At 64.5% G+C, this 22849-nt stretch carries 24 protein-coding genes, 1 pseudogene and 1 riboswitch; of the genes and pseudogenes, 7 read left to right on the top strand and 18 right to left on the bottom strand.

Going from position 1 to position 22849, the window contains the following annotated elements:
- Positions 1-83: 83 nt before the first annotated feature.
- From IVB01_RS26170 to IVB01_RS26150, 5 genes are all read right to left on the bottom strand, one after another.
- Positions 84-692, bottom strand: coding sequence for a thiamine phosphate synthase (locus IVB01_RS26170; RefSeq protein ID WP_247278421.1), 609 nt, complete (start codon positions 690-692; stop codon positions 84-86).
- The gene (locus tag IVB01_RS26165) at positions 679-1461 is read right to left on the bottom strand and encodes a thiazole synthase (RefSeq protein WP_247278422.1); all 783 of its coding nucleotides are present in this window, start codon (positions 1459-1461) and stop codon (positions 679-681) included. Before IVB01_RS26165 ends, IVB01_RS26170 begins: the two co-directional genes overlap by 14 nt.
- Before the next feature lie 153 nt (positions 1462-1614).
- Positions 1615-1812, bottom strand: a complete 198-nt coding sequence (gene thiS / locus IVB01_RS26160) for a sulfur carrier protein ThiS (protein ID WP_247278423.1) — start codon at positions 1810-1812, stop codon at positions 1615-1617.
- Positions 1803-2813 (bottom strand): FAD-dependent oxidoreductase, encoded by a 1011-nt coding sequence (locus tag IVB01_RS26155; RefSeq protein WP_247278424.1) that lies wholly within the window; start codon positions 2811-2813, stop codon positions 1803-1805. The genes thiS and IVB01_RS26155 overlap by 10 nt, the downstream gene beginning before the upstream one ends.
- Positions 2801-2929: riboswitch (TPP riboswitch) on the bottom strand. Its footprint overlaps the gene before it by 13 nt.
- A gap of 155 nt (positions 2930-3084) precedes the next feature.
- Complete coding sequence (locus IVB01_RS26150; protein WP_247278425.1) at positions 3085-3663, bottom strand: lytic transglycosylase domain-containing protein; 579 nt, start codon at positions 3661-3663, stop codon at positions 3085-3087.
- Between the two features lie 228 nt (positions 3664-3891).
- Between IVB01_RS26150 and IVB01_RS26145 the strand changes: the two genes are divergently transcribed.
- Positions 3892-4092: a hypothetical protein gene (locus IVB01_RS26145; protein ID WP_247278426.1), complete on the top strand. Its 201-nt coding sequence runs from the start codon at positions 3892-3894 to the stop codon at positions 4090-4092.
- Position 4093: 1 nt separating this feature from the next.
- Here the strand turns inward: IVB01_RS26145 and IVB01_RS26140 are convergent.
- Positions 4094-4278: pseudogene (locus IVB01_RS26140) on the bottom strand (two-component sensor histidine kinase); the annotation flags it as partial.
- Positions 4279-4516: 238 nt separating this feature from the next.
- Between IVB01_RS26140 and IVB01_RS26135 the strand changes: the two are divergent.
- The gene (locus IVB01_RS26135) at positions 4517-5041 is read left to right on the top strand and encodes a PRC-barrel domain-containing protein (protein WP_247278427.1); all 525 of its coding nucleotides are present in this window, start codon (positions 4517-4519) and stop codon (positions 5039-5041) included.
- Positions 5042-5138: 97 nt separating this feature from the next.
- Here the strand turns inward: IVB01_RS26135 and IVB01_RS26130 are convergent, their stop codons facing one another.
- From IVB01_RS26130 to IVB01_RS26095, 8 genes are all read right to left on the bottom strand, one after another.
- Positions 5139-6353 carry an ABC transporter substrate-binding protein gene (locus IVB01_RS26130; RefSeq protein ID WP_247278428.1) on the bottom strand — a complete coding sequence of 405 codons (1215 nt, stop codon included), beginning with the start codon at positions 6351-6353 and terminating at the stop codon, positions 5139-5141.
- A gap of 158 nt (positions 6354-6511) precedes the next feature.
- Positions 6512-7342 carry an ABC transporter permease gene (locus tag IVB01_RS26125; RefSeq protein ID WP_247278429.1) on the bottom strand — a complete coding sequence of 277 codons (831 nt, stop codon included), beginning with the start codon at positions 7340-7342 and terminating at the stop codon, positions 6512-6514.
- Positions 7339-8601 (bottom strand): ABC transporter permease, encoded by a 1263-nt coding sequence (locus IVB01_RS26120; protein ID WP_247278430.1) that lies wholly within the window; start codon positions 8599-8601, stop codon positions 7339-7341. The genes IVB01_RS26125 and IVB01_RS26120 overlap by 4 nt, the downstream gene beginning before the upstream one ends.
- Positions 8602-8881: 280 nt before the next feature.
- Entirely contained in the window at positions 8882-9940 is a 1059-nt protein-coding gene (locus tag IVB01_RS26115) for an ABC transporter substrate-binding protein (RefSeq protein ID WP_247278431.1), read from the bottom strand.
- A 75-nt stretch (positions 9941-10015) separates the two neighbouring features.
- Positions 10016-11125: an ABC transporter ATP-binding protein gene (locus IVB01_RS26110; protein WP_247494983.1), complete on the bottom strand. Its 1110-nt coding sequence runs from the start codon at positions 11123-11125 to the stop codon at positions 10016-10018.
- A gap of 114 nt (positions 11126-11239) precedes the next feature.
- On the bottom strand, positions 11240-12808 hold the full coding sequence (locus tag IVB01_RS26105; protein WP_247278433.1) for a DUF4403 family protein: 1569 nt from the start codon (positions 12806-12808) through the stop codon (positions 11240-11242).
- A gap of 141 nt (positions 12809-12949) precedes the next feature.
- The gene (locus IVB01_RS26100) at positions 12950-13588 is read right to left on the bottom strand and encodes a PQQ-binding-like beta-propeller repeat protein (protein WP_247449837.1); all 639 of its coding nucleotides are present in this window, start codon (positions 13586-13588) and stop codon (positions 12950-12952) included.
- A 29-nt stretch (positions 13589-13617) separates the two neighbouring features.
- Positions 13618-14838, bottom strand: coding sequence for a helix-turn-helix domain-containing protein (locus tag IVB01_RS26095; RefSeq protein ID WP_247278435.1), 1221 nt, complete (start codon positions 14836-14838; stop codon positions 13618-13620).
- Positions 14839-14988: 150 nt separating this feature from the next.
- On the opposite strand from IVB01_RS26095, the gene IVB01_RS26090 reads away from it, so the two are divergent.
- Together IVB01_RS26090 and IVB01_RS26085 are read left to right on the top strand one after the other, a co-directional pair.
- Positions 14989-15783, top strand: a complete 795-nt coding sequence (locus IVB01_RS26090; protein WP_247449839.1) for a DUF899 domain-containing protein — start codon at positions 14989-14991, stop codon at positions 15781-15783.
- Positions 15780-16058 carry a hypothetical protein gene (locus IVB01_RS26085; RefSeq protein WP_247278437.1) on the top strand — a complete coding sequence of 93 codons (279 nt, stop codon included), beginning with the start codon at positions 15780-15782 and terminating at the stop codon, positions 16056-16058. The genes IVB01_RS26090 and IVB01_RS26085 overlap by 4 nt, the downstream gene beginning before the upstream one ends.
- Before the next feature lie 348 nt (positions 16059-16406).
- On the opposite strand, the gene IVB01_RS35750 is transcribed toward IVB01_RS26085, so the two are convergent.
- The 3 genes from IVB01_RS35750 to IVB01_RS26070 all read right to left on the bottom strand — a co-directional run bounded on the left by IVB01_RS35750 (position 16407) and on the right by IVB01_RS26070 (position 18012).
- Positions 16407-16511 carry a hypothetical protein gene (locus IVB01_RS35750; protein WP_346015506.1) on the bottom strand — a complete coding sequence of 35 codons (105 nt, stop codon included), beginning with the start codon at positions 16509-16511 and terminating at the stop codon, positions 16407-16409.
- Between the two features lie 258 nt (positions 16512-16769).
- Positions 16770-17195 (bottom strand): c-type cytochrome, encoded by a 426-nt coding sequence (locus IVB01_RS26075; protein WP_247278438.1) that lies wholly within the window; start codon positions 17193-17195, stop codon positions 16770-16772.
- A 100-nt stretch (positions 17196-17295) separates the two neighbouring features.
- A complete protein-coding gene (locus IVB01_RS26070) occupies positions 17296-18012 on the bottom strand; it encodes a L,D-transpeptidase (RefSeq protein WP_247278439.1) in 717 nt (238 codons plus the stop codon).
- A 273-nt stretch (positions 18013-18285) separates the two neighbouring features.
- On the opposite strand from IVB01_RS26070, the gene IVB01_RS26065 reads away from it, so the two are divergent.
- The 3 genes from IVB01_RS26065 to IVB01_RS26055 all read left to right on the top strand — a co-directional run bounded on the left by IVB01_RS26065 (position 18286) and on the right by IVB01_RS26055 (position 20962).
- A complete protein-coding gene (locus IVB01_RS26065) occupies positions 18286-19338 on the top strand; it encodes a glycosyltransferase family 1 protein (protein WP_247278440.1) in 1053 nt (350 codons plus the stop codon).
- Between the two features lie 33 nt (positions 19339-19371).
- Positions 19372-20061 (top strand): methyltransferase domain-containing protein, encoded by a 690-nt coding sequence (locus IVB01_RS26060; RefSeq protein ID WP_247278441.1) that lies wholly within the window; start codon positions 19372-19374, stop codon positions 20059-20061.
- 241 nt (positions 20062-20302) lie between these two features.
- Entirely contained in the window at positions 20303-20962 is a 660-nt protein-coding gene (locus IVB01_RS26055) for a hypothetical protein (protein WP_247494982.1), read from the top strand.
- 197 nt (positions 20963-21159) lie between these two features.
- Here the strand turns inward: IVB01_RS26055 and IVB01_RS26050 are convergent, their stop codons facing one another.
- Positions 21160-22824, bottom strand: a complete 1665-nt coding sequence (locus tag IVB01_RS26050; RefSeq protein WP_247278443.1) for an aminotransferase class III-fold pyridoxal phosphate-dependent enzyme — start codon at positions 22822-22824, stop codon at positions 21160-21162.
- Between the last annotated feature and the right edge of the window lie 25 nt (positions 22825-22849).

The raw sequence follows: 22849 nt of genomic DNA, 5'->3' as shown, positions 1-22849 counted from the left end.
AAGCAATCCAGACCGCCTTCGCGGAAAGTTCCTGGATTGCTTCGCTTCGCTCGCAATGACGGGTGGTGAGAGCGGAGCGATCATCACGCAGCCTCCTTCGACAGGTCGAGCCATTGCCGCACGCGCGCATCCGGGTCGGGATTTTGCGTGACGTCGGAAACCACGGCGATGGAATCCGCGCCTGCGGCAAAAATCTCCGCGGCGTGCTCGAACTTGATGCCGCCGATCGCGACCAGCGGAATATCGCCGATGCGCTTTTTCCATTCGGTGATTTTTGGAATGCCCTGCGGCTCGAAGCGCATCGATTTCAGCGTGGTGAAGAAGATCGGGCCGAGCGCGACGTAGTCGGGTTTGGCTTTGAGCGCGGTCGCAAGCTCGTCGTCGTCATGGGTGGAGATGCCGAGCGACAGCCCGGCCTCGCGGATGGCCTTGAGATCGGCATCCGCCAGATCCTCCTGGCCGAGATGCAGATATTTTGCGCCGGCGACGACCGCGGCGCGCCAATAGTCGTTCACGACCAGCTTGGCCTGCGTGTCCTTGGTGATCGCCAGCGCATCGGTGACGATCTGCAGCGCGTCGGCATCGTTCAGCTCTTTCGCGCGCAGCTGGATGGTGCCGACGCCGAGTTTCGTCAGGCGCTCGACCCATGTGAGGCTGTCGACGACGGGATAGAAAGGATCAGGATACGGCATGCCAGAACGGGGTCCCAACGACAGGGGTGGAGGGGGAGGCGAAGTCGCGGGCGTCCATCAGCCCGGCTTCGTAAGCGGTGCGGCCGGCCTCGACGCCGAGACGGAAGGCGTTGGCCATCGCAACCGGGTCGGCGGCCTTTGCGATCGCGGTGTTGAGCAGCACGGCATCGTAGCCGAGCTCCAGTGCGTGGGCCGCGTGGGAGGGCGCCCCTAAGCCGGCGTCAACCACCAGCGTGGTGTCGGGCAGCCGCTCGCGCAGCAGTTTCAGCGCGTCGCGGTTGGTGATGCCGCGGGCCGAGCCGATGGGGGCTGCCCATGGCATTACCACCTTGCAGCCGGCATCGACCAGGCGGTTGGCGACCGAGAGATCCTCGGTGCAATAGGGGAACACCTCAAAGCCGTCCTTGATCAGGATGCTGGCGGCCTCGACCAGGCCGACGACGTCGGGCTGCAGCGTGTCGTTATCGGCGATCACTTCGAGCTTGATCCAGGACGTGCCGAACAATTCGCGGGCGAGTTTTGCCGTCGTCACCGCCTCGCGCACGCTGCGGCAACCGGCGGTGTTCGGCAGCACGGTGACGTCAAGCTCGCGGATCAGCTTCCAGAACGCGTCTCCGGTCTTGCCGCCGGCGGATTCGCGGCGCAGCGACACGGTGACAATGCTCGCGCCGGAGGCGCGGATCGCGGCCTGCATGATCGCGGGCGAGGGATAGAGCGCGCTGCCGATCAGCAGGCGCGAGGCGAAGGTCTTGCCGTAGAAGGTCACCATGATGAATTCCCCGTCATTCCGGACGGGCCGCGGGACGCGGTCCGATCCGGAATCTCGAAGTTGCGGCGCGAGATTCCGGGTTCACGCTTCGCGTGCCCCGGAATGACGAGCCAAAAAGAGCCGTCGTCGTGAAGAGAGCTCGCCTGCATCACATCACCCTCCCTGCCGCGGCGTGATGATCTCGATCTCGTCGCCGGCTTTCAGCTGCGTCTCCGCCCAGCGGCTTTTCGGCACGACGTCGTAATTGAGCGCGATGGCGAAATGGGTGCCCTCGTAGTCGAGCTCGGTGAGCAGCGCGTCGACGCTGGCCGAGCTCACTTCGCGCTGCTCACCGTTGACGATCACCCGCACTGCATCACCTCATTGTCGATCTGGCCGCGCTGGACATAGGCAAGTGTCAGCTCGGCGAGCGCCGGCGCGAGCAGGAAGCCGTGGCGGTAGAGGCCATTGACGGCGATCTTCTCGCCCCGAATGCCGATGCGCGGCAAATTGTCGGGAAAAGCGGGGCGCAGGCCCGAGCCGAACTCGACGATGCGGGCTTCGCCGAAGGCAGGATGCACCGCATAGGCCGCGCCGAGCAGCTCGAGCGCCGAGCGCACGCTGACGCCGGTGTCCTCAGCCTCGATCGAGGTCGCGCCCAGCATGAACAGATTGTCCTCGCGCGGGATGACATAGAGCGGCCAGCGCGGATGGATCAATCGCACCGGACGCGCAAGGTGCACCTCGTCCGTCTCGATCAGGATCATCTCGCCCTTGACGCCGCGCAGCTCGGGCTGCTCGTCGCGCGCGGAAAGGCCGCGGCAGTCGATCACGATGCCATCGAGCTCGGCGGCGCTGACGCGGCTTTCGAACTTGATGGTGCCGCCGGCGGCGCGGATGCGCTCGTGCAATTTCGGCAGCACGCGGCGCGGCTCGACGTGGCCCTCGCTCGGGAAGAACAGGGCTTCGCGGAAGCGGCCCTCCAGCGACGGCTCCAGCGCGGCAAGACCGGCCGCATCGAGCCGCTCGTGACCCTCCGTCATGCGGGCAAAGCGCTCGAAATCGTTGCGCTCGCGGGGATGGGCGACGACGAGCGAGCCGTTGAACGGCGTTTCCGGCAATTCGCGGCGCCAGATCTCGAGCGAGCGCAGGCCGAGGCGGCTGACGATGGGCTCGGCCACCTCCGCCTCGCAATAGGGCGCGAGCATGCCGCCGGCCCAATGGCTGGTGGCATCGGTCATGGCGGCGTCACCACGCTCGTGTAACGTCACGACATGGCCGGCCTGCGCGAACAGCAAGGCCTGCCAGGCGCCTGCGATGCCTGCGCCGATGATGGATACCGGTGAATCCGGTCGCTTGGTGGTCTGCAACATCCCTGTCCCTTCGCCGGCATGACCCGGATCAGGTTCAAAGGGTCACCGCGGTCCTGGGCGGTATTGCCCATTTAGCGGTATCTCAGCTCCTCCTCGGAGCACCCCTCGGAACGGCTCTAATGTATGCCAGTGACGGGCGGTGTCAACGCGTTAAGCCACACGGCCGTCATTCCGGGGCGATGCAAAGCATCGAACTATGGTGCGCAATTGCGCACCTGAGAATCTCGAGATTCCGGGTTCGGTCCTGCGGACCGCCCCGGAATGACGATCTCTAGTGAGGAACTTGCGCCCGGGCGTTGCGGACGCGCTGGACGAGCTTCCTGGGCGGCGTGGCGCCGAGCATCGGCTGCGGGTTGCCGTTCGGCTCGAGCCAAGTCTCGCCCAAATTGGTCTCGCCAAAATTGGTCTCGCCCATATTGGTCGTGCCCATAGTGGCGACCTGCACGGCCTCCTGCCGCTGCCGCTTTGCCGCATAGTAATAGCCGCCCGCGAAATAACGCACGGCTCGGGCATGGTCGCCGTTGGCAGCGCGATAGGCGCCGGCGAGATATTTGACCGCATAGGTGAGGTTGGTGTTGGGATCGCGCAGGCCTGCGGCATCGCCGGTGTAGCCGACGCCGCGGGCGGTCGCGAGCTTGATCTGCATCAGCCCGATGGTGCCGCCGCGGCCGACCAGGCCGGGCTGATAGCGGCTCTCGCGCATGATCACGCGGTGGACCAGCGCCTCCGGCACGCCGTTGGCGCGGGCATGGGCTGCGACCATCTCGGCGTATTCAGCTTGGCCGGCGAATGCGCCCTGCGGCAAAATCAGTGCGGTTGCGAGCAGCGCGGCAACGCGTAAAATTTTCATCGAAATATTCCTTGGCAGAACGGACCTGCACCCATGCGGGTTAGGCCGTGGGAACACGGCGATGATGTGGCGAAACGCCGCCTTCGGCGATTTTCGTTGGGCCGTCGCTTTTACGACTCAAACTCACGTTAAGCTTGGAGCTGGCAGAGCGCCTTACGCGACAGCTGGTCTGTCCATTCGTGTCTCCGCCCAAAAATCGCTTTCAAAACAGCATTCGGGAGGACGTCCATGACCCCGCGAGACATCGACGACATTCCCACGCAGAACCCCTGTGCACAGTGCGGCACGCCGATTCCGTTCCCGGACTGGATCGAGCCGGGCGAAGGCCGCGTTTCCTATCTCTGGAATTGCCACGCCTGCGGCTACCGCTTCGAGGCGGTGGCGATCTTCGATGAGCACGCCATCAAGCACCCGCCGCTCGCGGCTTGAGCTACGCCGCCAGCAGCGGCTCCTGCCACACCGGCAATTGCATCCGCACGATCAAGCCATGCGGCTCGCGGTCATGCAGTGACAACTCGCGGCCATGGGCGAGCGCGATTGACGGGCCAAGCCCGAAGCCGTTGGCGCGTCCATGGTGGAGGCGTCGTCGCCGCGCACGAACGGCTCCAGCATCTTGCCCGCCGGAGGATGCTTCTGCGGATTCGTCGTCCACGACGGATTCGACCAGCAGCACGTCGACCGGCGCGCATGATCGTCGGAACGGTGCGCCGCAATATGTTCCTGGGTGACGCAGGAACATGCCCTGGGCGCTTTTCGGCTCGCGCATCGCGCGACGAAATTGCCGCCCGCACGGAACTGGGCGTGATCAGCGCTGTTTTCTCCGCACAAGGTTTCTGTCGAAGGAGAGGACAACATGATGAAGTCGATCGTTGCCGGCCTTGCCGGCACAGCACTGCTCGCGACCGCTGCGTTCGCGCAAACGCCGCCCGCCACCACCGACAAGGCGCCGACCGCGGCCGCCGCCACGACGACGAGCGCGTCCGACCAGTGGCGCGTGTCGAAAATGTCGGGCGTCAAGGTCTATAACGAGGCTAACGAGAACATCGGCTCGATCAACGACCTCTTGATGGACAAGAGCGGTAACATCAAGATTGCCGTGATCGGCGTCGGCGGCTTCCTCGGCATGGGCGAGCATCTGGTCGCGGTGCCCTATGAGAAGCTGAAGTTCGTCAACGAGGCCGTCGCCTACTCCGGCACAGGAGCCACCAACCCGCCCGGCCGGCCGGCTGCGACCACGACGACTGGCGCAGCCACCGGCACCGACAAGACCGCGACGACCACGACCTCGTCGGCGTCGAAATGGTATCCGGACCACGCCGTGTTCAACGCCAGCAAGGACGAGCTGAAGAACATGCCGGAGTTCAAGTACACGGAGTAATGAACTTCTAAACGCCTCAACGAAGCGCGCCCGGTTTTCCCGGGCGCGCTGTCGTGTCTTTTCGTCATTGCGGCGAACTTGCGTATGACGACGCAGTTCAATGCCCCTTCACCAGAGGGCAGCCGCCCTTGTCGAGCGGACGGAAAGCCTCGTCGCCGGGCACGGTGGCGATCAGCTTGTAGAGGTCCCACTCGCCCTTGGATTCCTCGGGCTTCTTGACCTCGAACAGATACATGTCGTGGACCATGCGGCCGTCGATGCGGATCTTGCCACCTTTGGCGAAGAAGTCGTTGATCGGTGTCTTGCGCATCTCCTCCATCACCTTCGGCGCCTCGTCGGACTTGATGGCGTCGATCGCCTTCAAATAGTGCATGGCTGCCGAGTAGAGGCCGGCCTGGATCATCGTCGGCATGTGGCCGACCTTCTCGTTGAAGCGCTTGGAAAAGGCGCGCGTCTCCTCGTTCATGTCCCAGTAGAAGGCGTCGGTGACGATCAGGCCTTGGGTCGCCTTGATGCCGAGCGAATGCGTGTCGGTGATCTCCTGCAACAGCGCGATCATTTTCTGGCCGCCCTGGGTCAGGCCGAACTCGGAAGCCTGCTTCAAGGCGTTGGTGGTGTCGCCGCCGGCATTCGCCAGCGCGACCACCTTGGCCTTGGAGGCCTGGGCCTGGAGCAGGAAGGAGGAGAAGTCCGACGAGTTGAGCGGATGGCGGACCTCGCCGAGCACCTTGCCGCCGCTCTCCTTCACCACGTTGGCGGCGTCGCGCTGGAGCGCCATGCCGAAGGCGTAGTCGGCGGTGACGAAGAACCAGCTGTCCTCGCCGCGCTTGACCATCGCCTTGCCGGCGACGTTCGACAGCGCATAGGTGTCGTAGGTCCAGTGCACCGTGTTGGGCGAGCAGGCGGTGCCGGTGATGTCGGACGAGCCGCCGCCGGAATTGATGTGGATCTTGTTCTTCTCGCGTGTCAGCGCCGAGACCGGCAGCGCCACCGAGGACGTCGGCACGTCGAAGATCGCGTCGACCTTGTCGTTGTCGTACCAGTTGCGGGCGATGTTGACGCCGACGTCGGGCTTGTTCTGGTGATCGGCGGCGACGACCTGAACCGGCTTGCCCGCAACCTTGCCGCCGTAATCAGCGACCGCCATCTCGACCGCGGCGAGCGAGCCCTTGCCGGTCGCGTCCGCATAGAGGCTCGACATGTCCGTGAGCACGCCGATCTTGACGATGTCATCGGAAATCTGGGCCTGTGCGGTGCTGCATGTTGCGGCAAGCGTGAAGCCCGCTGCGACCGCGGCGATGAGTTTTTGCACGTTCTTTCTCCCTGCGTGTTGTTGTTTGGGTGTTGTTGCGCGCCTGTTCTAGCCGCAATCGGCACCGCCGGCTAAGCCAGGAGCGCCGTAGCGGAATGCAAAAAGGCGGGGGCTGAGCGGGGAATAGGGAATTCTTCGAGATCGCTTGGCGACGCCGGTCAGGCGCTGCTGCTCTTGAGCCGTTCGTTGCGCCGACGCAAGCCTTCCAGGGTAGCGAGGAGGATGACCGATACCGCCGTCAGCACCACCGCCGCTGCCGTGATCGTGGGACTGATGTTCTCGCGGATGCCGGCGAACATCTCGCGCGGCAGGGTGCGCTGCTCGGGACCTGCCATGAACAGCACGATCACCACCTCATCAAAGCTGGTCGCGAAGGCGAACAGCGCACCCGACGCCAGGCCGGGCAGGATCAGCGGCAGGATCACGCGGCGAAACGCTTGAAGCGGCGAGGCGCCGAGTGAGGCGGCGGCGCGCGCCAGGTTGGTGTCGAAGCTTTGCAGCGTCGCGCCGACCGTGATCACCACAAACGGCGTCGCCAGCGCCGTATGGGCCAGGATCAAGCCGAGATAGCTGCCGGTCAGTCCGATCGGCGCGAAGAAGAAATACAGGCCGACCGCGGTGATGACGCCGGGTACCACGACCGGCGACAGCACGAAGGCCAGCACGAGCGGCTTGAACCGGCTCCTCCACTGCGCCAGTCCCAGGGCGGCCAATGTGCCGAGCACCATGGATAGCACGGTCGAAGCGACGCCTATGATCATGCTGTTCTTGAGCGAATTCATCCAGCGCGGCGAATTGATGAAATCGTCGTACCAGCGCAAGGAGAGGCCGGGCAGCGGATAGGTCAAGTAGGAGCCTGAGCTGAAGGACAGCGGCATGATCGCCAGGATTGGCGCGATCAGGAAGATGAACACCAGCGTGGAGACAATGATTGTCGCGGTCCACGCGATGCGCTGGCTGGTCGTGCGGAGGAGGGAATTGTCGCTCAATTCTTCATTCCTCCCGTAACCTGCTGGCCATGCACCAGCTTTCCGTAGACGAGAGCGAGCAGAAGAGTGACCAGCAGCAGCACCGCGCCCAACGCCGAGGCAAGGCCCCAATTGGCCGTCTCGGTCGTGTAGAGCGCGATGAAGTAGCTGATCATCTGATCGGCGGCGCCGCCGACGAGGGCCGGCGTGATGTAATAGCCGAGCGCCAGGATGAAGACGAGCAGGCTTCCCGCGCCGATGCCGGGCAGGGTCTGCGGCAGGTAGATGCGCAGGAAAGCGGTCAGCGGTGGCGCACCAAGCGAAGCGGCGGCACGCATGTAAGCAGGCGAGATCGCCTTCATGCTGCTGTACAGCGGCAGGATCATGAACGGCAGGAGAACGTGGGTCATCGCCACGCAGACACCGAAGCGGTTGTAGATCAGGCGCAACGGCTCGTCGATGATGCCAATCCAGTGCAGGCTGTCGTTCACGACGCCCTTGCTCTGCAACAGCACGATCCAGGCGCAGGTGCGGACCAGAAGCGAAGTCCAGAACGGTAGCAGGACGAAGATCATCAGCAGGTTCGACCGGCCGGGCGGCAGCGTCGCCAGCAGGTAGGCGACCGGGAAGCCGAGGATCAGGCAGAGTGCCGTGACGCTGATGCTGATGAGGAAGGTGCGGGCGAAAACATCGCGGTAAATGGCCTGATCCGGCGGGGCCGCGACGATCGCGCCGTCCGCGTTTCGCGTCAGGTCGAGCGCCGCCAGAAGGTAGAAGCCGGTCACCGGACCGCTGGCGTCCTTGATCGTCGTCCAGGTGGCGCGTTCGCGCCAGGCCGGATTGATCTTGCCCAGCGTCTCCTTGGCCGTGCCGGGCTCCGGCACCGCCTTCAGATTGCGTGCCGTGCTGGTCAGGATCGTGCGGAAGCCATTCAATGCGTAGTTCAGCCGCTTGGCCGCAATGGCGATGGTGCCGGAGGCGCGCGCCGCCAGGATGTCGCTGGCCAGCGCCGCATAAGCCATTTCGTCTGGCAGGTCCCTGCCATCCCAACTGGCCAGAGCAGCTACCGTGTGGGGGAAGACCTGGCGCACCTCGCTGTCCTCGACCGAGCGCCACAACATGCCGACGATGGGCCCGGCGAACGTGAAGAGCAGGAAGACGAGAAGCGGTGCCACCAGCGCCAATGCCTTGACCTGCCGTGTCCGCTCAGCACGCCTCAGCCGGCGCTTGAGCGGCACCTCGGTCGACGCATTGGCGCCGGTCAGGAGCGCATCCGTCACGGCAAGAGCCCCTTTGAACGGATATCCCTCGCTAATTTGGGTAGGTCAATCGCATGTGGCCTTTTGGAGCGGCCGGTGCAAGCGCCTTGTCCTTCGAGACGACCGCTTCGCGGTCTCCTCAGGATGAGGCTTATTGACATAGGTGCCTGTAAGGTCGCTGCCACAGACTCAGACCTCATCCTGAGGGCCCGCCGAAGGCGGGCGTCTCGAAGGATGCGCCACGGGCGAGTTGTCCGCCACGCACCCTCTACCTGCTGCGTAAGTCGGTTGCCGCCGCGCGCTACTTCGCCGCCCATTTGTTGAAGCGCTCGGTCAGGCGGTCGATGTTCTCGAGCCAGAAGGCAACGTTGATCTCGACCGCGTTCTTGATGTTGTCAGACGCCGTCGGCAGGTCCTTCAGAACGGCGGGCTGTAGCCGCGCGGCTGCGTCCTTGTTCGAGGTGCCGTAAGCAATGTTCTCCGACAATTTTGATTGGTTCTCCGCCTTGCCGACGAAGTCCAGGAACTTGTAGGCGGCGTCCTTGTTCGGGCTCCCCTTCAGGATGACCCAGCTGTCGAGAGTGAAGAGCGCTCCGTCCCACACCATGCCAAAGTTCTTCTTCTCGTTCTTGTTCGCGGTGTCGATGCGGCCATTGTAGACCGAGGTCATCGCCACCTCGCCGGACGCGAGCAATTGCGGCGGCTGGGCGCCGGCTTTCCACCAGACGAGGTCGCCCTTGATCGTGTCCAACTTCTTGAAGGCGCGATCGATGCCCTCGTCGGTCGCCAGCACCTTGTAGACGTCCTTCGGTGCGACGCCGTCGGCCATGAGAGCGATCTCCAGCGTGGTCTTCGGGCCCTGGCGCAAGGCGCGTTTGCCGGGAATCTTCTTGGTATCGAAGAAGTCGGCCCAGCCTTTCGGCACCTCCTTCAGCTTGTCCTTGTCGTAGCCGAGAACGAAATCATAAAGGATCGCGCCGACGCCGCAGGGATTGACCGCCGGTGGGATATAGGCGGACTCGCCGCCGATCCTGGAATAATCCAACTTCTCGAACAGGCCTTCCTCGCAGCCGACCGCGAGTTCGTCGCTTTCGACCTGGACCACATCCCATGTGGCGGCGCCCCCCTGCACCTTGGCGCGCAGCACCCCGATGCCGCCGTCCCAGGACTCGTCGTTCATCGCAATCCCGGCCGCCTTCTTGAAAGGCTCGAAATAGACTTTCTTCTGGGCATCCTGATATGCGCCACCCCACGACACGACGGTGAGGTCACGCGCCTGCGACATTGTCGTCAGCGCGGCGCTGGCGGTGAGCGCCGCGGCGAAACCCAAGGCAATCTTGCCAATCTTGCGGTTCAGCATGGTCCTTGTTCCTTCTTCATGTGAGTTGCATTGAGATGCCCGACCGCTTGTTTTGGATGAAGGCTGCAGGGTGGATCAGACGGGATCGAGGGCCAGGCAGTCCTCCGGCCGAAAGGTGATCGACACACTTTCGCCTTGTCTCAGACTGTGATGCGCCACGGGCTGAAGCTTGACCATGAACTCCGAATTGCCGGCGACATCGAGCACAGCCAGCGCGTGATCGCCGAGATAGATGGTGCTCTGCACCTTGGCCGGCAGGCGGTTCGGTCCGTCACTGGAGGTGCCATCCGGGACAATGGAGATCCGCTCCGGCCGCACCGACAGGGAAGTCGATGCGCCTGCGCGTGATACATTGACCGCCCGCGCGGTCACGGCGCCGCCACCGGCCAACGCGACGCGGCAATATTCATTTTCGATCGTTTCGACAGTGCCAGCCAGCACATTGTTCTCGCCGATGAAGTGGGCGACGAAGCTGTTCACCGGATTCTCGTAAAGCGAGTCGGGCGTATCGATCTGCTGCACAATGCCGTCGTTGAATACGGCGATACGATCCGACATCGTGAGCGCTTCACTCTGATCGTGGGTCACGTAGACGATCGTGATGCCCATTGTCTCGTGAAGTTGCTTGATCTCCAGCTGCATCTGTTCCCGCAGGCGCTTGTCCAGCGCGCCCAAGGGCTCGTCCATCAGCACGAGTTGCGGATTGAAGACCAGCGCACGGGCCAGTGCGACGCGTTGCTGCTGACCGCCGGACAACTGCCCGGGCCGTCGGTGCGCCAGGCTTTCCATCTTGATCATGCGCAACGCCGCGCCGACGCGCTCCTGCGCTTCCGCCTTCTTGATTTTGCGAACGGATAGCGGGAAGGCGATATTCTCCGCAATCGTCAGATGCGGAAACAAGGCATAGTTCTGGAATACCATGCCGATGTCGCGCTTATGCGGCGGCACGTTCTTGATCGGCCGGTCAGCGAGGTAGATCTCGCCATGGGTCGGAACCTCGAAGCCAGCGAGCATCATCAGCGTGGTCGTCTTGCCCGAGCCCGACGGGCCGAGCAGGGTAATGAACTCGCCCTTCTTGATCTCGAGGTCGAGGTTCTTCACCACGAGGTGCTCGCCATCGTAGGTCTTCTGAATGCCTGAAAAGCGTACCAGTGCCGGCGCAGGCGTGACCATGCCGGCTTCCATGTCGTCCTCGCGTTATCAGCTACGATGCTGTCAGCGCCTCGTTCGAGCTTGCGAGGAACAGCTTAGCATCCTCCGATGAGAATGCCAGCGGTGCAAGCGACGAGCGAAGGCGGGCTACATCCCCGACAGCTTGGTCACAACCACCTTCAGCGAGCCGCCGGCTTCGGCGACGACGCGCAGGGTCTTGGAATCGAAGGCGATGTCGGCAAGCGTCAGGCTGTCGATCTTGGCTTCGACCTTGAGGCCATCCTCGCTCTTCTGGTAGTCGGCGATCGCGGCTGCGATCTTCTCGCGGGCGTTGGCGGCGATCGGCTTCAGGTCGAGCGTCGCCTTCTGCAGCAGGGCCTGTTGCATCTGCGGCACCACGGCACGCGCCGCGGCTCCTAACAGACCGAACGCCGCCTCGGATTCCACCGCGAGCTGGATGTCGGCGAGCCGCAGCGTTTGCTGCGCCTGGTCGAGCATCGGCCGGCCCCAGATGTGCACGGTCGCCTCGGCGCCGAGGCCGAACCAGCTCTTCTTCTCCTTGGCGCGCACCAGCAGCGAGATCAGCAGGCGGTCGCCCGAGGGGGTCACGTTGACGGTCTTGACAGTGACGTCGACCGGGCCGGAGCCGTCCTCGGGATAGGTATGGCCGACCATCTGCGCCGCGATCAGCTTGTTGATCTCGGTGAAGGGCACGTCGATCGGCACGCCGATGTTCACGCCCGTGCCGGTCGGCGGCACGATCGAGATCTTGTCGGGAAACGGACACTCCGGCTTGGTCGGCGTCGAGGTCACGCGTGTCTCGGCCTCGAGGCCGAGCAGCAGCGTCACGGCCTGTGCATCGACGCGCGGCTGCGCCGCGATTGCGCGCACCGGCTTCATCTCGAGCCAGAGCGGCGGCAGTGCGGCCGATGAGCCCGAGCCTTGCAGCGAGATCGAGCGGCACGCCTTGGCCCATTGCACCCTGGCATTCTCCCGCAGCGAGGGATCGTTGCGGATGCGCTCGGAGACGGCGTTGATCTGCTCGCCGACATTCTTGTCGATCAATGGCTTCACCTGCGCCGGCACGTTGACCTTGGCGCCCGCGACGGCAACGTTGGTGTCGCCGAGGTTAACCTGGGCGCCGAGATTGGGCTCGAGATACCAGTTGGCCGCGAGCTTCGGGCGCGAGGTGACGACCACGTTGCCCTTGATCTCGGCGCTGGCGTTCAGGTTCTTGATGTTGACCGCGCCGATCCGTTTCGCGGCGTCGCCGCCGAGCACACTGCCGAGCGCGTCGCCAAGCGCGCCGGTGGCCTTCGAGGACAGCGATCCCGTCACGTTCAGCCTGCCGGTGAGCGGCGTCGACAGCGTCAGCACGTCCTTGTCGCCTGTTGCCGCCATCGGTCCGCGCGCCGCCGTCCATCCGATGTCGGCGTTCTCCAGGATCTGCGAGATCGGGTTGTCGGCCTTTCCTGCGAAATTGCGCGGCGAAGCCTTCTCGGCCTGCTCGCGGATCACCGACAGCGCGATCGCGACCGGCGCGATCACGATGGAACTCTTCGAGGCCGGCGGCAACGGCGGCAGTTGCGCGACCGTCGGCGCCGAATTGGTCACGCGCGGCGACAGCAAGTCCATTGCCTTCAGGCTGATGAAGAACGACGCCGCGAGCACTGCGACGGCGATCAGGATCGTCTTCAGATTCAACGTCAGTCGCATCAATCCCCCAAGCCGCCCCGACGGGGGTTTTACAGGGCTGGCGCGGAGGGCGCTAGAGCGCACAGGTGGGGTGGAATTGGGGCGAACAGGTTAACGGCTGCGAACGCCCCGTTGCCGCGCGTTCAAATCGTTATCGCGAGGCTAGCTGCGTCGGGGACGGCGGATCGCCCTCACATTGCCGCGACCGCCACCGCCGCAGAAGAAGCGATCGCCGCCGTCCGACTCCAAACCTGAGACCATCGTCCCGGCGGGCAGGTCGAGCTGCTCGAGAACCTTGCCCGTATCGGGGTCGATCCGCCGCACGTCACTTTCTTCGTTCTCCCAGGTGCCATGCCAGAGCTCGCCATCGACCCAGGTCACGCCGGTCACGAAGCGCTTGCTCTCGATGGTGCGGAGGACCTTTCCCGTTTCGGGATCGACCTGATGAATCTTGCGCTCGCGATATTGCCCGACCCAGAGCGAACCTTCGGCCCAGGCCAATCCGGAATCGCCACCGCCGCCGGGCGCCGGAATGGTGCTGAGCACCCTGCCAGTGGCGGCGTCGATCTTCTGGATGCGATCTTCGGCGATCTGGAACAGGTGCCGGCCGTCGAACGCCGTTCCCGCATGCGCGGCGACATCGATGGAGCGTGCAATCTTGCCGTCGGCCGGATCGACCGCGTTCAGCTTGTCGCCGGACGCGAACCAGACATGTTTGCCGTCATAGGTGACGCCATGCACGGCTTCGACGCCCGCGAAAGGCCCATACTCCTTGATGATCTCGGCGGCTGTACGCTTCATGTGCTCGATCCCTGTGATGTGACCTCACCCTACGTCTTCAGGAGCGGCGTGGGGAGTAACAAGCCTGTCGGGAAACCCGGGACGGGCGGGGTCATCCAACGCTTCGCCCGGCCATGTCCGAAGGACTGCACCTTGTGTGATCGTGCCAGATCGTCGAGGGCCCGCTGCACGGTGCGGGCGCTCGTTCCGAGCGCCAGCGCGAGCGCCGAGCTCGACCAGGGCTCGCCGTCGGACAGGAAGGCGAGCACTGCGGCGTGCTTCTCCTCGACCGGACGCGCCAGCACAAGAACCTGTCGCGTTTTGCGCGGTGTCAGCGCAAAGCCGTGTTTGGTCGCGCTCACATCGGCAAGAGGCTTGAGCTTGGCGCGGAGCCGACCGATCTCGACCCGTAGCCGGGCGCGATGCGATTCATCGACGTGCCTAGCGCGAAACGCGGCGGTCATCAGAGCCTCTCGGGACACGTCCGCGGGCCACGCCTGCGCCAGGGGGCGGGCGAGCGCGAACAGCACCGGCCGCGTTCCCAGCGACACGACGATGCCTCCTTTGCGAACGGTGTGATGGAACGTGTCCACGACGAGCGCTTGAGACGCCGCCAGCGCTTCGACCTGTCCGAGCAACAACGGATGCTCCTTGCCGCGTGCGATCAGGCGCGCCGCGGGCGTGTCGAGCACGAGGTTCGTGCCTTCGACTTCGGCCGTCAGCGCTGGAATCCCAGCCGACCGTGCCGCGTCGGCGGCGCGGTCGAGCGCCGCGCGCGCAACTTTGGTTTTGAGCCGCCGGATTGCGATGCCGGCGACCACGAGTTCACGGATGACCTGAGACGCAGGCGGAAGAGCGCCTGCGCCGAGCTCCGCCAGCGTGCGCTCGGCCTCGTCGAGGCGCCCGAGCAGAAGAAGGCGGCGGGCCTCGATGTGACCGGCATGGGCGGCATTGGCGAGATCGCCGTGCCTTGCGAGTGTCGCGCGCGCCGCTGCGAGCGTCTTCGCCGGCCAGCTCAGGTCGCGCGAGACCAGCGCGATCTCGGCCTCGGCCACGACGCACCTTGCGCGCGCCACCGCCTCTCTCGGACCGAAGGCGCGTGCGGCGCTCCGCAGCAGCGTCTTGGCCTTGGCGAAATCGCCGAGCTGCGCCATCGCGATGCCGCGCAGCGCCAGCGACGGTGCGTCGTTGCGCAGCGCAACGCGGTTCAGCGCACCGAGCGGATCGCCCGCCTCGAGCGCGCGCGCCGCGGCCGTGATCAGCGACTCCATTCTAATCCCGCCACACTTGTTACTCCCACTCCGCAACCGCGAGATGCCAGAAACAGTTTACGACCGACGATGTGCGGTGAAGGGCCAGGGGTTCCGCGTCTGTCATAACGCGATGCGGAATGATCGCCCAGGCAAGAGGTTTGGAGAGCCATGATGACATCAGTTGAGAACGCAGGGACGAACGCACATTCCGCCATGCAAACACCGCCTGTGGTGTCGCCGCAGGACTGGGAGGCAGCCCGTCAGCAACTGCTCGTAAAGGAAAAAGCGCATACCCGTGCCCGCGATGCCCTGGCCGCCGAGCGGCGGCGCATGCCCTGGATGGCGGTGGACAAAACCTATGCGTTCGAGGGCCCCGGCGGCAAGCTCAGTCTAATTGACCTATTCCAGGGCCGGCGGCAATTGATCGTCTACCGTGCCTTCTTCGAGCCGGGGGTGTTCGGCTGGCCCGACCATGCGTGCCGGGGCTGCTCCATGGTTGCCGACCAGGTCGCCCATGTCGCGCACCTCAATGCCCGCGACACCACCCTTGTCTTCGCCTCGCGCGCGCCGCAGGCCGATATCGCGCGGCTGAAGCAGCGGATGGGCTGGATCATGCCCTGGGTCACCATCACTGACAGCTTCGATGCTGATTTCGGCGTTGACGAATGGCACGGGACCAACGTGTTCTACCGTGACGGCGACCGCGTCTTCCGCACCTATTTCGTCAAGAGCCGGGGCGATGAGCAGATGGGCGGTACCTGGAACTATCTCGACATCACGCCGCTCGGCCGCCAGGAGGTCTGGGAGGATTCGCCGAAAGGCTATCCGCAGACCCCGACCTACAAATGGTGGAATTGGCACGACAGCTACACGGAAGGTGCAGCACCCGACGAGAAGTGGGTCGAGATCTCGACCGCCGGCGAGAAGGCTTTTCGCGAGGAGGCTGCGGGAGAACGGAAATGACCGCTGCCGCAAGCGCGGCCGCCAGCGTCAACCGCGACAGCGTCGCGGCCGCGCGTCACCTCGCCCGATGGCTGGGGCTGGCGGCCACGCCGACCTTCGCGATCATGGCCTTGCTGACCGCCGCGCTCGGCGGCGGTGCGGCGGACATGCTCTGCTCCGCGGGACAAGGATCCGTGCTCGTTGGCATGCTTCCGATGTATCTGTTGATGAGCGCGTTTCATTCCGCGGCGTGGCTGAGATTGATTGCGGAGCGAAGGCGCGGCGGCGAGCGGTAACGCACCGCCCGGTGTGAACGCCTCGTCCTTCGAGACGCGCGCAAGCGCGCTCCTCAGGATGAGGCTAATCGGCATCGGGCCCGTTGAAACTGCTGCCACACCTGCGCCCTCATCCTGAGGATGAGGCTAATCGGCATCAGAGTCGGGGCTAGAGCGCTGCCGCGAACTCCGCTCCTCATCCTGAGGGCCCGCCGCAGGCGGGCGTCTCGAAGGATGATGTGATCCGCGCTTCGCCAACTCATGCAGCTCGGCGAGGTCGCCGCGCATGAAGGCTTCTTTCTTGGCGCGGCTCCATTTCTTGAGCTTGCGTTCGCATTCGATCGCCTCGGTGATGCGATCGAACCATTGTCAGAAGACCAGCGTCACGGGCCGACGCGCCTTTGTATAGCCTTCGAACGTGCCGGCGTTGTGCTGCGCGACCCTGATGTCGAGCGCGGTGCGCGTTGTGCCGATGTAGTAACTGCCATCGGCGCATCTGAGAATGTAGAGGTACGCCTTCGGTCATCGTGAACGCCTCGTCCTTCGAGACGCGCGCAAGGGCGCGCTCCTCAGGATGAGGCTAACGGGCATCTGCAGTTTGGTGCAAGGGTTCCGTATGGATTGGCGGCCGCGTAGTCCGACCTCATCCTGAGGAGCCCGCCGCAGGCGGCGTCTCGAAGGATAGCCACGATCACCGACACCAAGCAAAAATGACGCGCTTAGCCTAGGTCGTTACTGCGAAGCTGCCTGCAGATACGCAACCACCTTGGCCGCCTCCTCCGCCGAGATGCCGCCATAGGGCTGCATCTTGTGGCCGGACACGACCTCGTCCGGCTTGACCATGAAGCGGGTGAGCTTGTCTTGGTCCCAGATGAAGCCGGCTTCCTTCATCGACGACGAGTAATTGTAGTTCGGCAGCGCGCCGGCCTTGCGTCCGACGATCTTGTTAAGATTGGGACCGAGGCGATTGTCGCCCTCTTTCATGGAGTGGCAGGTGCGGCAGGAATTGTTGAAGGCCTGCTGGGCTGCGTCGTCGCTCGCCGGCTGCTGCGCGAGCGAGAGGGGCAGTGACAAGAACAACGTCAATGCCCCGGTGCCGATCGCGCGCAGCCATGCCCTTGACGAACGTTGCCGGCGTGCTTGCATCTGCGCCTCCATCAGGGATCGCGCTGCAGCAAGCGCGCTTCGGGATGTCGAGAGCAAACGAACACGGCGCCCGGTGGGTTCCGGGGCCGTTTGCGTCACAATGTCCTGTCGCTCAGCGCGTCGCAGCTCCAAGCTCGGCTCGCCGCTCCGTCATCGGCAGCACGATGACCTTGGTGCCGACATTGACGCGGGTGTAGAGGTCGGTGACGTCGTCATTGGTCATGCGGATGCAGCCGGACGAGACGTGCTTGCCAATGGTCTCGGGCGCGTTGGTGCCGTGAATGCGGTAGATGGTGCTGCCGAGATACATGGCGCGGGCCCCCAACGGATTGCCGGGGCCGCCGGCCATGTGGCGCGGCAGATAGGGCTGGCGGGCGATCATTTCCGGCGGCGGAGTCCAGGCCGGCCATTCGGCCTTCCGGCTCACCGATTGGATGCCGGACCAGGTGAAGCCGTCGCGGCCGACGCCGATGCCGTAGCGCAGCGCCTGGCCGTTGCCGAGCACGTAGTAGAGATAGGTGTTGGGCGTGTCGATGATGATCGTGCCTGGCGCCTCCCGCGTTGCGTAGGAAACGGTCTGGCGGCGGAAGCGGGCCGGCATCTCGACCGCGTCCTGATCCTCGGACGGCGCGGCCTGATAAGGCATCGTCTGGTAGGGCTGGTACGGCTGGAGCGGCTGCGGCGCCGTCATCGGCGGCAGCGGCTGGAAGAAGGGGAAGAGTTGCACCGGCGCAGCGTCGGCTGTACCTGCGAACGCGATTGCAGAGATCGCGACTGCACTGATCGCAACGGCGCGCGAATAGTTCTTGAACGTGTCCAGATTGATCATTGATCGCCCCTGTTTGCTCGGTGTTGTTGATCACCGCGGCACCGTTTCGGTGCTCCGTTGGGGTGATCACTAACGGCAAAACATTTCGGGACATTTGCGTGGAAAACCGAAAACGGCTTCGGGGCGGCAAGAATTGTTTCATGACAGTTTCGTGGCCGCGCGGGCCCGTTAACGAACAAAACAGAGCGCCGACACTTCTGTGACGTCATACGCCTGAAATATCCTTCGTTGATGGTCGGAAACCGAGAATCATCAAACTCTCGGGATTGTCCCATGCGGGTATTAATCGCGACCGACGCCTGGCATCCGCAGGTCAACGGCGTGGTGCGGACGCTGACCTCGCTGGCGAGCGCGGCCAAGGCCCTCGATGTCGAGATCGACTTCCTGACCCCGGACGGTTTTCCGTCATGGCCGCTGCCGACCTATCCGGGCCTGCGCATCGCGTTGCCGAGTTTCAGGGAAATCGCACGGCGGATCGAGAAGGCCGCTCCCGAGGCGCTGCACATCGCGACCGAAGGCCCGATCGGCTGGGCCGCGCGGGCCTATTGCCGGCGCAACCGGCTCGCCTTCACCACATCCTATACAACGCGCTTTCCCGAATATGTTTCGGTGCGGACCGGCATCCCCGCGAACATCGGTTATGCCGTGCTGCGCCACTTTCACGATGCCGCCGCGATGACCATGGTGGCGACGCCCTCGCTGCGGCAGGAGCTGTCTGAACGTGGCTTCAAGCGGCTCGGCTTCTGGACGCGCGGCGTCAACACCGAGCTGTTCCATCCCGACAGCCCAGCAGCTCTCGACCTGCCACGGCCGATCTTCATGACGATGGGCCGGGTCGCGGTGGAGAAGAATCTCGAAGCGTTCCTCGCGCTCGACCTGCCCGGCACCAAGGTCGTCGTCGGCGACGGCCCGCAGAAGCCTGCGCTGGAAAAGAAATATCCCGGCGCCGTCTTCCTCGGCGAGAAGAAGGCGGCGGATCTCACCGCGCACCTCGCCGCCGCCGACGTCTTCGTGTTTCCCAGCCTGACCGACACCTTCGGCGTGGTGCAGCTCGAGGCGCTCGCCTGCGGCACGCCGGTTGCGGCGTTCCCGGTGACGGGCCCCAAGGACGTCATCGCCGATCATCCGATCGGCGCGATCGACCATGATCTGCGCACCGCGTGCCTGCGCGCGCTCACGATGTCGCGCCAGACCTGCCGCAACTTCGCGCTGGAGCGTTCCTGGGAAAACAGCGCGCGCCAGTTCGTCGGCAATCTCACCTCACTTCAGCCCAGCCGCACCTTGCGCGCCTCGCCTCGCATGGCGCGGCGGCCGGTGCGCGGTTGATCGTCCATTTGAACCACAGCGAGAACCTCATCGATGGCTAAGATCATGAACCTTGACGGCACGCAGCAGCTCGACCTCACCCGCGGCACGGTCGAGCAGGCCTATGACCGCTGGGCGCCGGTCTACGACCTCGTGTTCGGCGGCGTCTTCGCCAAGGGCCGGCAGGCGGCGATCGCGGCCACCAACAAGATCGGCGGGCGGGTGCTCGAGGTCGGCGTCGGCACCGGCATCTCGCTGCCGCTCTACGCGCCGAACTTGCGCATCTTCGGCACCGACATCTCGGAGGCGATGCTCGATAAGGCGCGCCGCCGCGTGAGCGAGCAGAAGCTGAAGAACGTCGAGGGCCTCGCGGTGATGGACGCCGAGAAGCTCGAATTCCCCGACAACTCCTTCGACGTCGTCATGGCGCAATACGTCGTCACCGCCGTGCCCAATCCGGAGAAGGCGCTCGACGAATTCGTCCGCGTGCTGCGCCCGGGCGGCGAGCTGATCATCCTCACCCGCGTCAGCGCCGATACCGGCATGCGCCGCTTCATCGAGCAGAAGCTGCAGCCAGTGGTGCGTCCGCTCGGCTTCCGCACCGCCGAGTTCGCCTGGTCGCGCTATGCGAAGTGGCTGGCCGGCGCACGCGGCATCGAGCTCGCCGAGCGCCGTCTGATTCCGCCGCTCGGCCACTTCTCGCTGGTGCGCTTCCGGAAGGTCGACGTCGCCAAGGCGGCGTAGCATTGCTGTTGCCCCTCATGGTGAGGAGGCGCAAGCGCCGTCTCGGACCATGAAGTCCCGCCTGCTGCAGACGGGCCTCGCCCCTTCGAGACGCTTGCTAGGCAAGCGCCTCAGGGTGAGGGGAGAGAGTGACCGTGCGTCATCGCGCCGCTGCACATCGTCACATGACAAGATGATGATGTCACACGGCCTACATCGAATCCGTTTAAATCCCGTACCCGAAAGCATCTTGGGGAAGAGCATGATCAAGAATTATCTCGAGCAGCTGCGCATCCAGCGCTGGGACGACCATCGCTACTATCACCACAGCCGCATCAATCAGAGCCTGCACTTCGTCAGCGCGCTGAGCTTTCTCTTTGCCTATGTCTGGCTGTTCATCGACCCCGTAGTGTCCGCGCTGGTCGGCTGGCTGGTCTCGATGACCTCGCGCCAGGCCGGTCACTTCTTCTTCGAGCCGCACGGTTACGACCACATCAACCAGGCGACGCACAAGCACAAGGAAGAGATCAAGGTCGGCTACAACCTTCAGCGCAAGGTGGTGCTGATGGCGATCTGGGCGCTCTCGCCGCTGGTGCTGTTCGTCGATCCCACGCTGTTCGGCCTGTTCACGCCCTGGGCGAGCGCGGCCGACTTCATGCGGCAGGTCGCGAAGATCTGGCTCGTGGTCGGTGGCGGCGGTCTGTTGTTCCGTACCGTGCACCTGTTCTTCATCCGCGACGTCGAGACCGGTCTCGTCTGGATGACCAAGATCCTGACCGATCCGTTCCATGATTTGATGCTCTATCGCAAGGCTCCGCTCGCGCTGATGCGTGGCGAGCTGATGGACCCCGGCCTGCACCTCAACCCCGAGCACACGCTGGGCCTCATCGGCGAGCCGACGCTCGAAGAGCAGCACGCCTGAGCGCGCTGCGCATATCCAATACTCTGATGTCTGATGCTTGCGTCATGCCCGGGCTCGTCCCGGGCATCCACGTCTTGGGGGCGTCTTCGCCTCTTCCCGCGTGCGGGGGACGGTCCGCAGGACCGAACCGGGAATCCCAGGATTCGGGGTTCGATGCTGCGCATGGAATGACGGTGGTTATGTGGAAAGAATCGGCCTCAACGCCCGAACCGCGTGGCCAGCATCTCTTTCAGGATCTGCCGCTTGATGCTCTTGTTGGTGAGCGCGCCGTCGTGCCACCAGAAACCGTCGGCCTTCATCTTTTCGGCCGCGCGGACGAAGCGCTCGGCGACCTCGGTGAAATCGGCGTCGGTGTAGTTGAGGCTGAAGATCAGCCGTCCGGTGCCGACCCAGCTCAGCGCCAGGCCCTCGGCGCGCAGATAATATTGCAGCATCCAGTTGTAGCGGGACGGGGTGGTGTATTTCACTGTCCAGATCGAGGAGAAGTTGGCGAACCGCACCGGCAGGTCGGCATCGGTCATCATGTGGTTGAGCTTCTGGACGCGGCCGTTCCAGGTCGCCTCCAGCCCGTCATAGACGGCGCGGAAATTGGGGCTGGCGAGGCGGCTCAAGAACTCGTCCATCGCCATCATGACGTAGGGATGCGAGTTGAAGGTGCCGCGGGCGAAGCAGATGTCGGCGGGACGGTCGTCGCGGAAGCGGCGCATCAATTCGCGTCTGCCGCAGACGACGCCGACCGGCAGGCCGCCGGCGAGGCTCTTGCCGTAAGTCACCATGTCGGCGCGCACGCCGAAATATTCCTGGGCTCCCCCGGCGGCGAGACGGAAGCCGACGAACACCTCGTCGAAGATCAGCACGATGCCGCGTTGGTCGCAGACCTCGCGCAGCTTCTTGAGCCACTCGGTGTACGCCGCGCGGTCGAAATTGCCGCCACGGGAGGAATCGACCAGCGAGGAATCGCCGGGGGCATTGGCGTTCGGATGCAGGCCCTGCAGCGGGTTGACCAGCACGCAGGCGATGTCCTTGCGGGTCCGCAGCACGTGCAGGGTCTTCTCCGACATCTCGGCGAGGGTGTAGGTCTCGTGCGCGGGAATCGGATTGCCGACGCCGGGCTGCACGTCGCCCCACCAGCCGTGATAGGCGCCGGCGAAGCGGACGAGATGCGTGCGCTTGGTGTGGTAGCGCGCGAGCCGCACCGCCTGCATCACGGCTTCGGTGCCGGACATGTGGAACGAGACCTCGTCGAGGCCCGAGATTCGGCAGAGCCGCTGCACGTTGTCGAGGATGACGGGATGGTAGGGGCCGAGCACGGGGCCGAGCGCGTGCGCGCGCTTCTCGGCGCCCTCGATGCAGTCCTTGTAGAAGTCGTTGCCGAAGATGTTGACGCCGTAGGAGCCGGTGAGGTCGTAGAAGCTGTTGCCGTCGACATCCGTGACGGTGACGCCGCGCGAGGATTCCATGAAGGTCGAGGTGCCCAGATGCTCGCGGACCAGTCGCGAGAATTGGAACGGCACGCGGTAGCTCTCGGTGAAGTTCAGATCGGAGATCCTCTCCGCGGCCTCCTTCGTCATCGCGCGTCCCCTGGGATAGCGCTCGGCGTAGAGGCCGGCGAGGCGGAAGAAGCCCTCCTTGCGCTGAGCCGCGATGTTCGCCGGCGCGCCATCGCAGGAGAAGTAGTCGTCGTTTCCGAACTCGTAGAACGGGATCAGCCGCGCCACGCGGCGCGACATCTTGGAATGCCCGGAGAGCGAGCGGTGCTTGGCGCGGGAGAGCTCGATGCGCGCCTTGAGCTTCGGGAAGGCGGCGGCAGCGGACGCTGCGGCGGCCACGGACATCGAGAGAATCGGGAGTGTCGTTTCCATGACAACAAGCGCTAACCCCGCGAGC

Source organism: Bradyrhizobium sp. 164 (assembly GCF_023073715.1).
In the GTDB taxonomy this organism is placed as follows: domain Bacteria; phylum Pseudomonadota; class Alphaproteobacteria; order Rhizobiales; family Xanthobacteraceae; genus Bradyrhizobium.
The sequence above is the reverse complement of the archived record's forward strand: the minus strand, read 5'-3'. Positions and strand labels throughout refer to the sequence as shown.

Excerpts from the sequence above, each read along its gene's own strand:
- IVB01_RS26170 (WP_247278421.1), bottom strand. The coding sequence starts at position 692 with ATGCCGTATCCTGATCCTTTCTATCCCGTCGTCGACAGCCTCACATGG.
- IVB01_RS26165 (WP_247278422.1), bottom strand. The coding sequence starts at position 1,461 with ATGGTGACCTTCTACGGCAAGACCTTCGCCTCGCGCCTGCTGATCGGC.
- IVB01_RS26155 (WP_247278424.1), bottom strand. The coding sequence starts at position 2,813 with ATGTTGCAGACCACCAAGCGACCGGATTCACCGGTATCCATCATCGGC.
- IVB01_RS26150 (WP_247278425.1), bottom strand. The coding sequence starts at position 3,663 with ATGAAAATTTTACGCGTTGCCGCGCTGCTCGCAACCGCACTGATTTTG.
- IVB01_RS26145 (WP_247278426.1), top strand. The coding sequence starts at position 3,892 with ATGACCCCGCGAGACATCGACGACATTCCCACGCAGAACCCCTGTGCA.
- IVB01_RS26135 (WP_247278427.1), top strand. The coding sequence starts at position 4,517 with ATGATGAAGTCGATCGTTGCCGGCCTTGCCGGCACAGCACTGCTCGCG.
- IVB01_RS26115 (WP_247278431.1), bottom strand. The coding sequence starts at position 9,940 with ATGCTGAACCGCAAGATTGGCAAGATTGCCTTGGGTTTCGCCGCGGCG.
- IVB01_RS26110 (WP_247494983.1), bottom strand. The coding sequence starts at position 11,125 with ATGGAAGCCGGCATGGTCACGCCTGCGCCGGCACTGGTACGCTTTTCA.
- IVB01_RS26105 (WP_247278433.1), bottom strand. The coding sequence starts at position 12,808 with ATGCGACTGACGTTGAATCTGAAGACGATCCTGATCGCCGTCGCAGTG.
- IVB01_RS26100 (WP_247449837.1), bottom strand. The coding sequence starts at position 13,588 with ATGAAGCGTACAGCCGCCGAGATCATCAAGGAGTATGGGCCTTTCGCG.
- IVB01_RS26095 (WP_247278435.1), bottom strand. The coding sequence starts at position 14,838 with ATGGAGTCGCTGATCACGGCCGCGGCGCGCGCGCTCGAGGCGGGCGAT.
- IVB01_RS26090 (WP_247449839.1), top strand. The coding sequence starts at position 14,989 with ATGATGACATCAGTTGAGAACGCAGGGACGAACGCACATTCCGCCATG.
- IVB01_RS26085 (WP_247278437.1), top strand. The coding sequence starts at position 15,780 with ATGACCGCTGCCGCAAGCGCGGCCGCCAGCGTCAACCGCGACAGCGTC.
- IVB01_RS26075 (WP_247278438.1), bottom strand. The coding sequence starts at position 17,195 with ATGGAGGCGCAGATGCAAGCACGCCGGCAACGTTCGTCAAGGGCATGG.
- IVB01_RS26070 (WP_247278439.1), bottom strand. The coding sequence starts at position 18,012 with ATGATCAATCTGGACACGTTCAAGAACTATTCGCGCGCCGTTGCGATC.
- IVB01_RS26065 (WP_247278440.1), top strand. The coding sequence starts at position 18,286 with ATGCGGGTATTAATCGCGACCGACGCCTGGCATCCGCAGGTCAACGGC.
- IVB01_RS26060 (WP_247278441.1), top strand. The coding sequence starts at position 19,372 with ATGGCTAAGATCATGAACCTTGACGGCACGCAGCAGCTCGACCTCACC.
- IVB01_RS26055 (WP_247494982.1), top strand. The coding sequence starts at position 20,303 with ATGATCAAGAATTATCTCGAGCAGCTGCGCATCCAGCGCTGGGACGAC.
- IVB01_RS26050 (WP_247278443.1), bottom strand. The coding sequence starts at position 22,824 with ATGGAAACGACACTCCCGATTCTCTCGATGTCCGTGGCCGCCGCAGCG.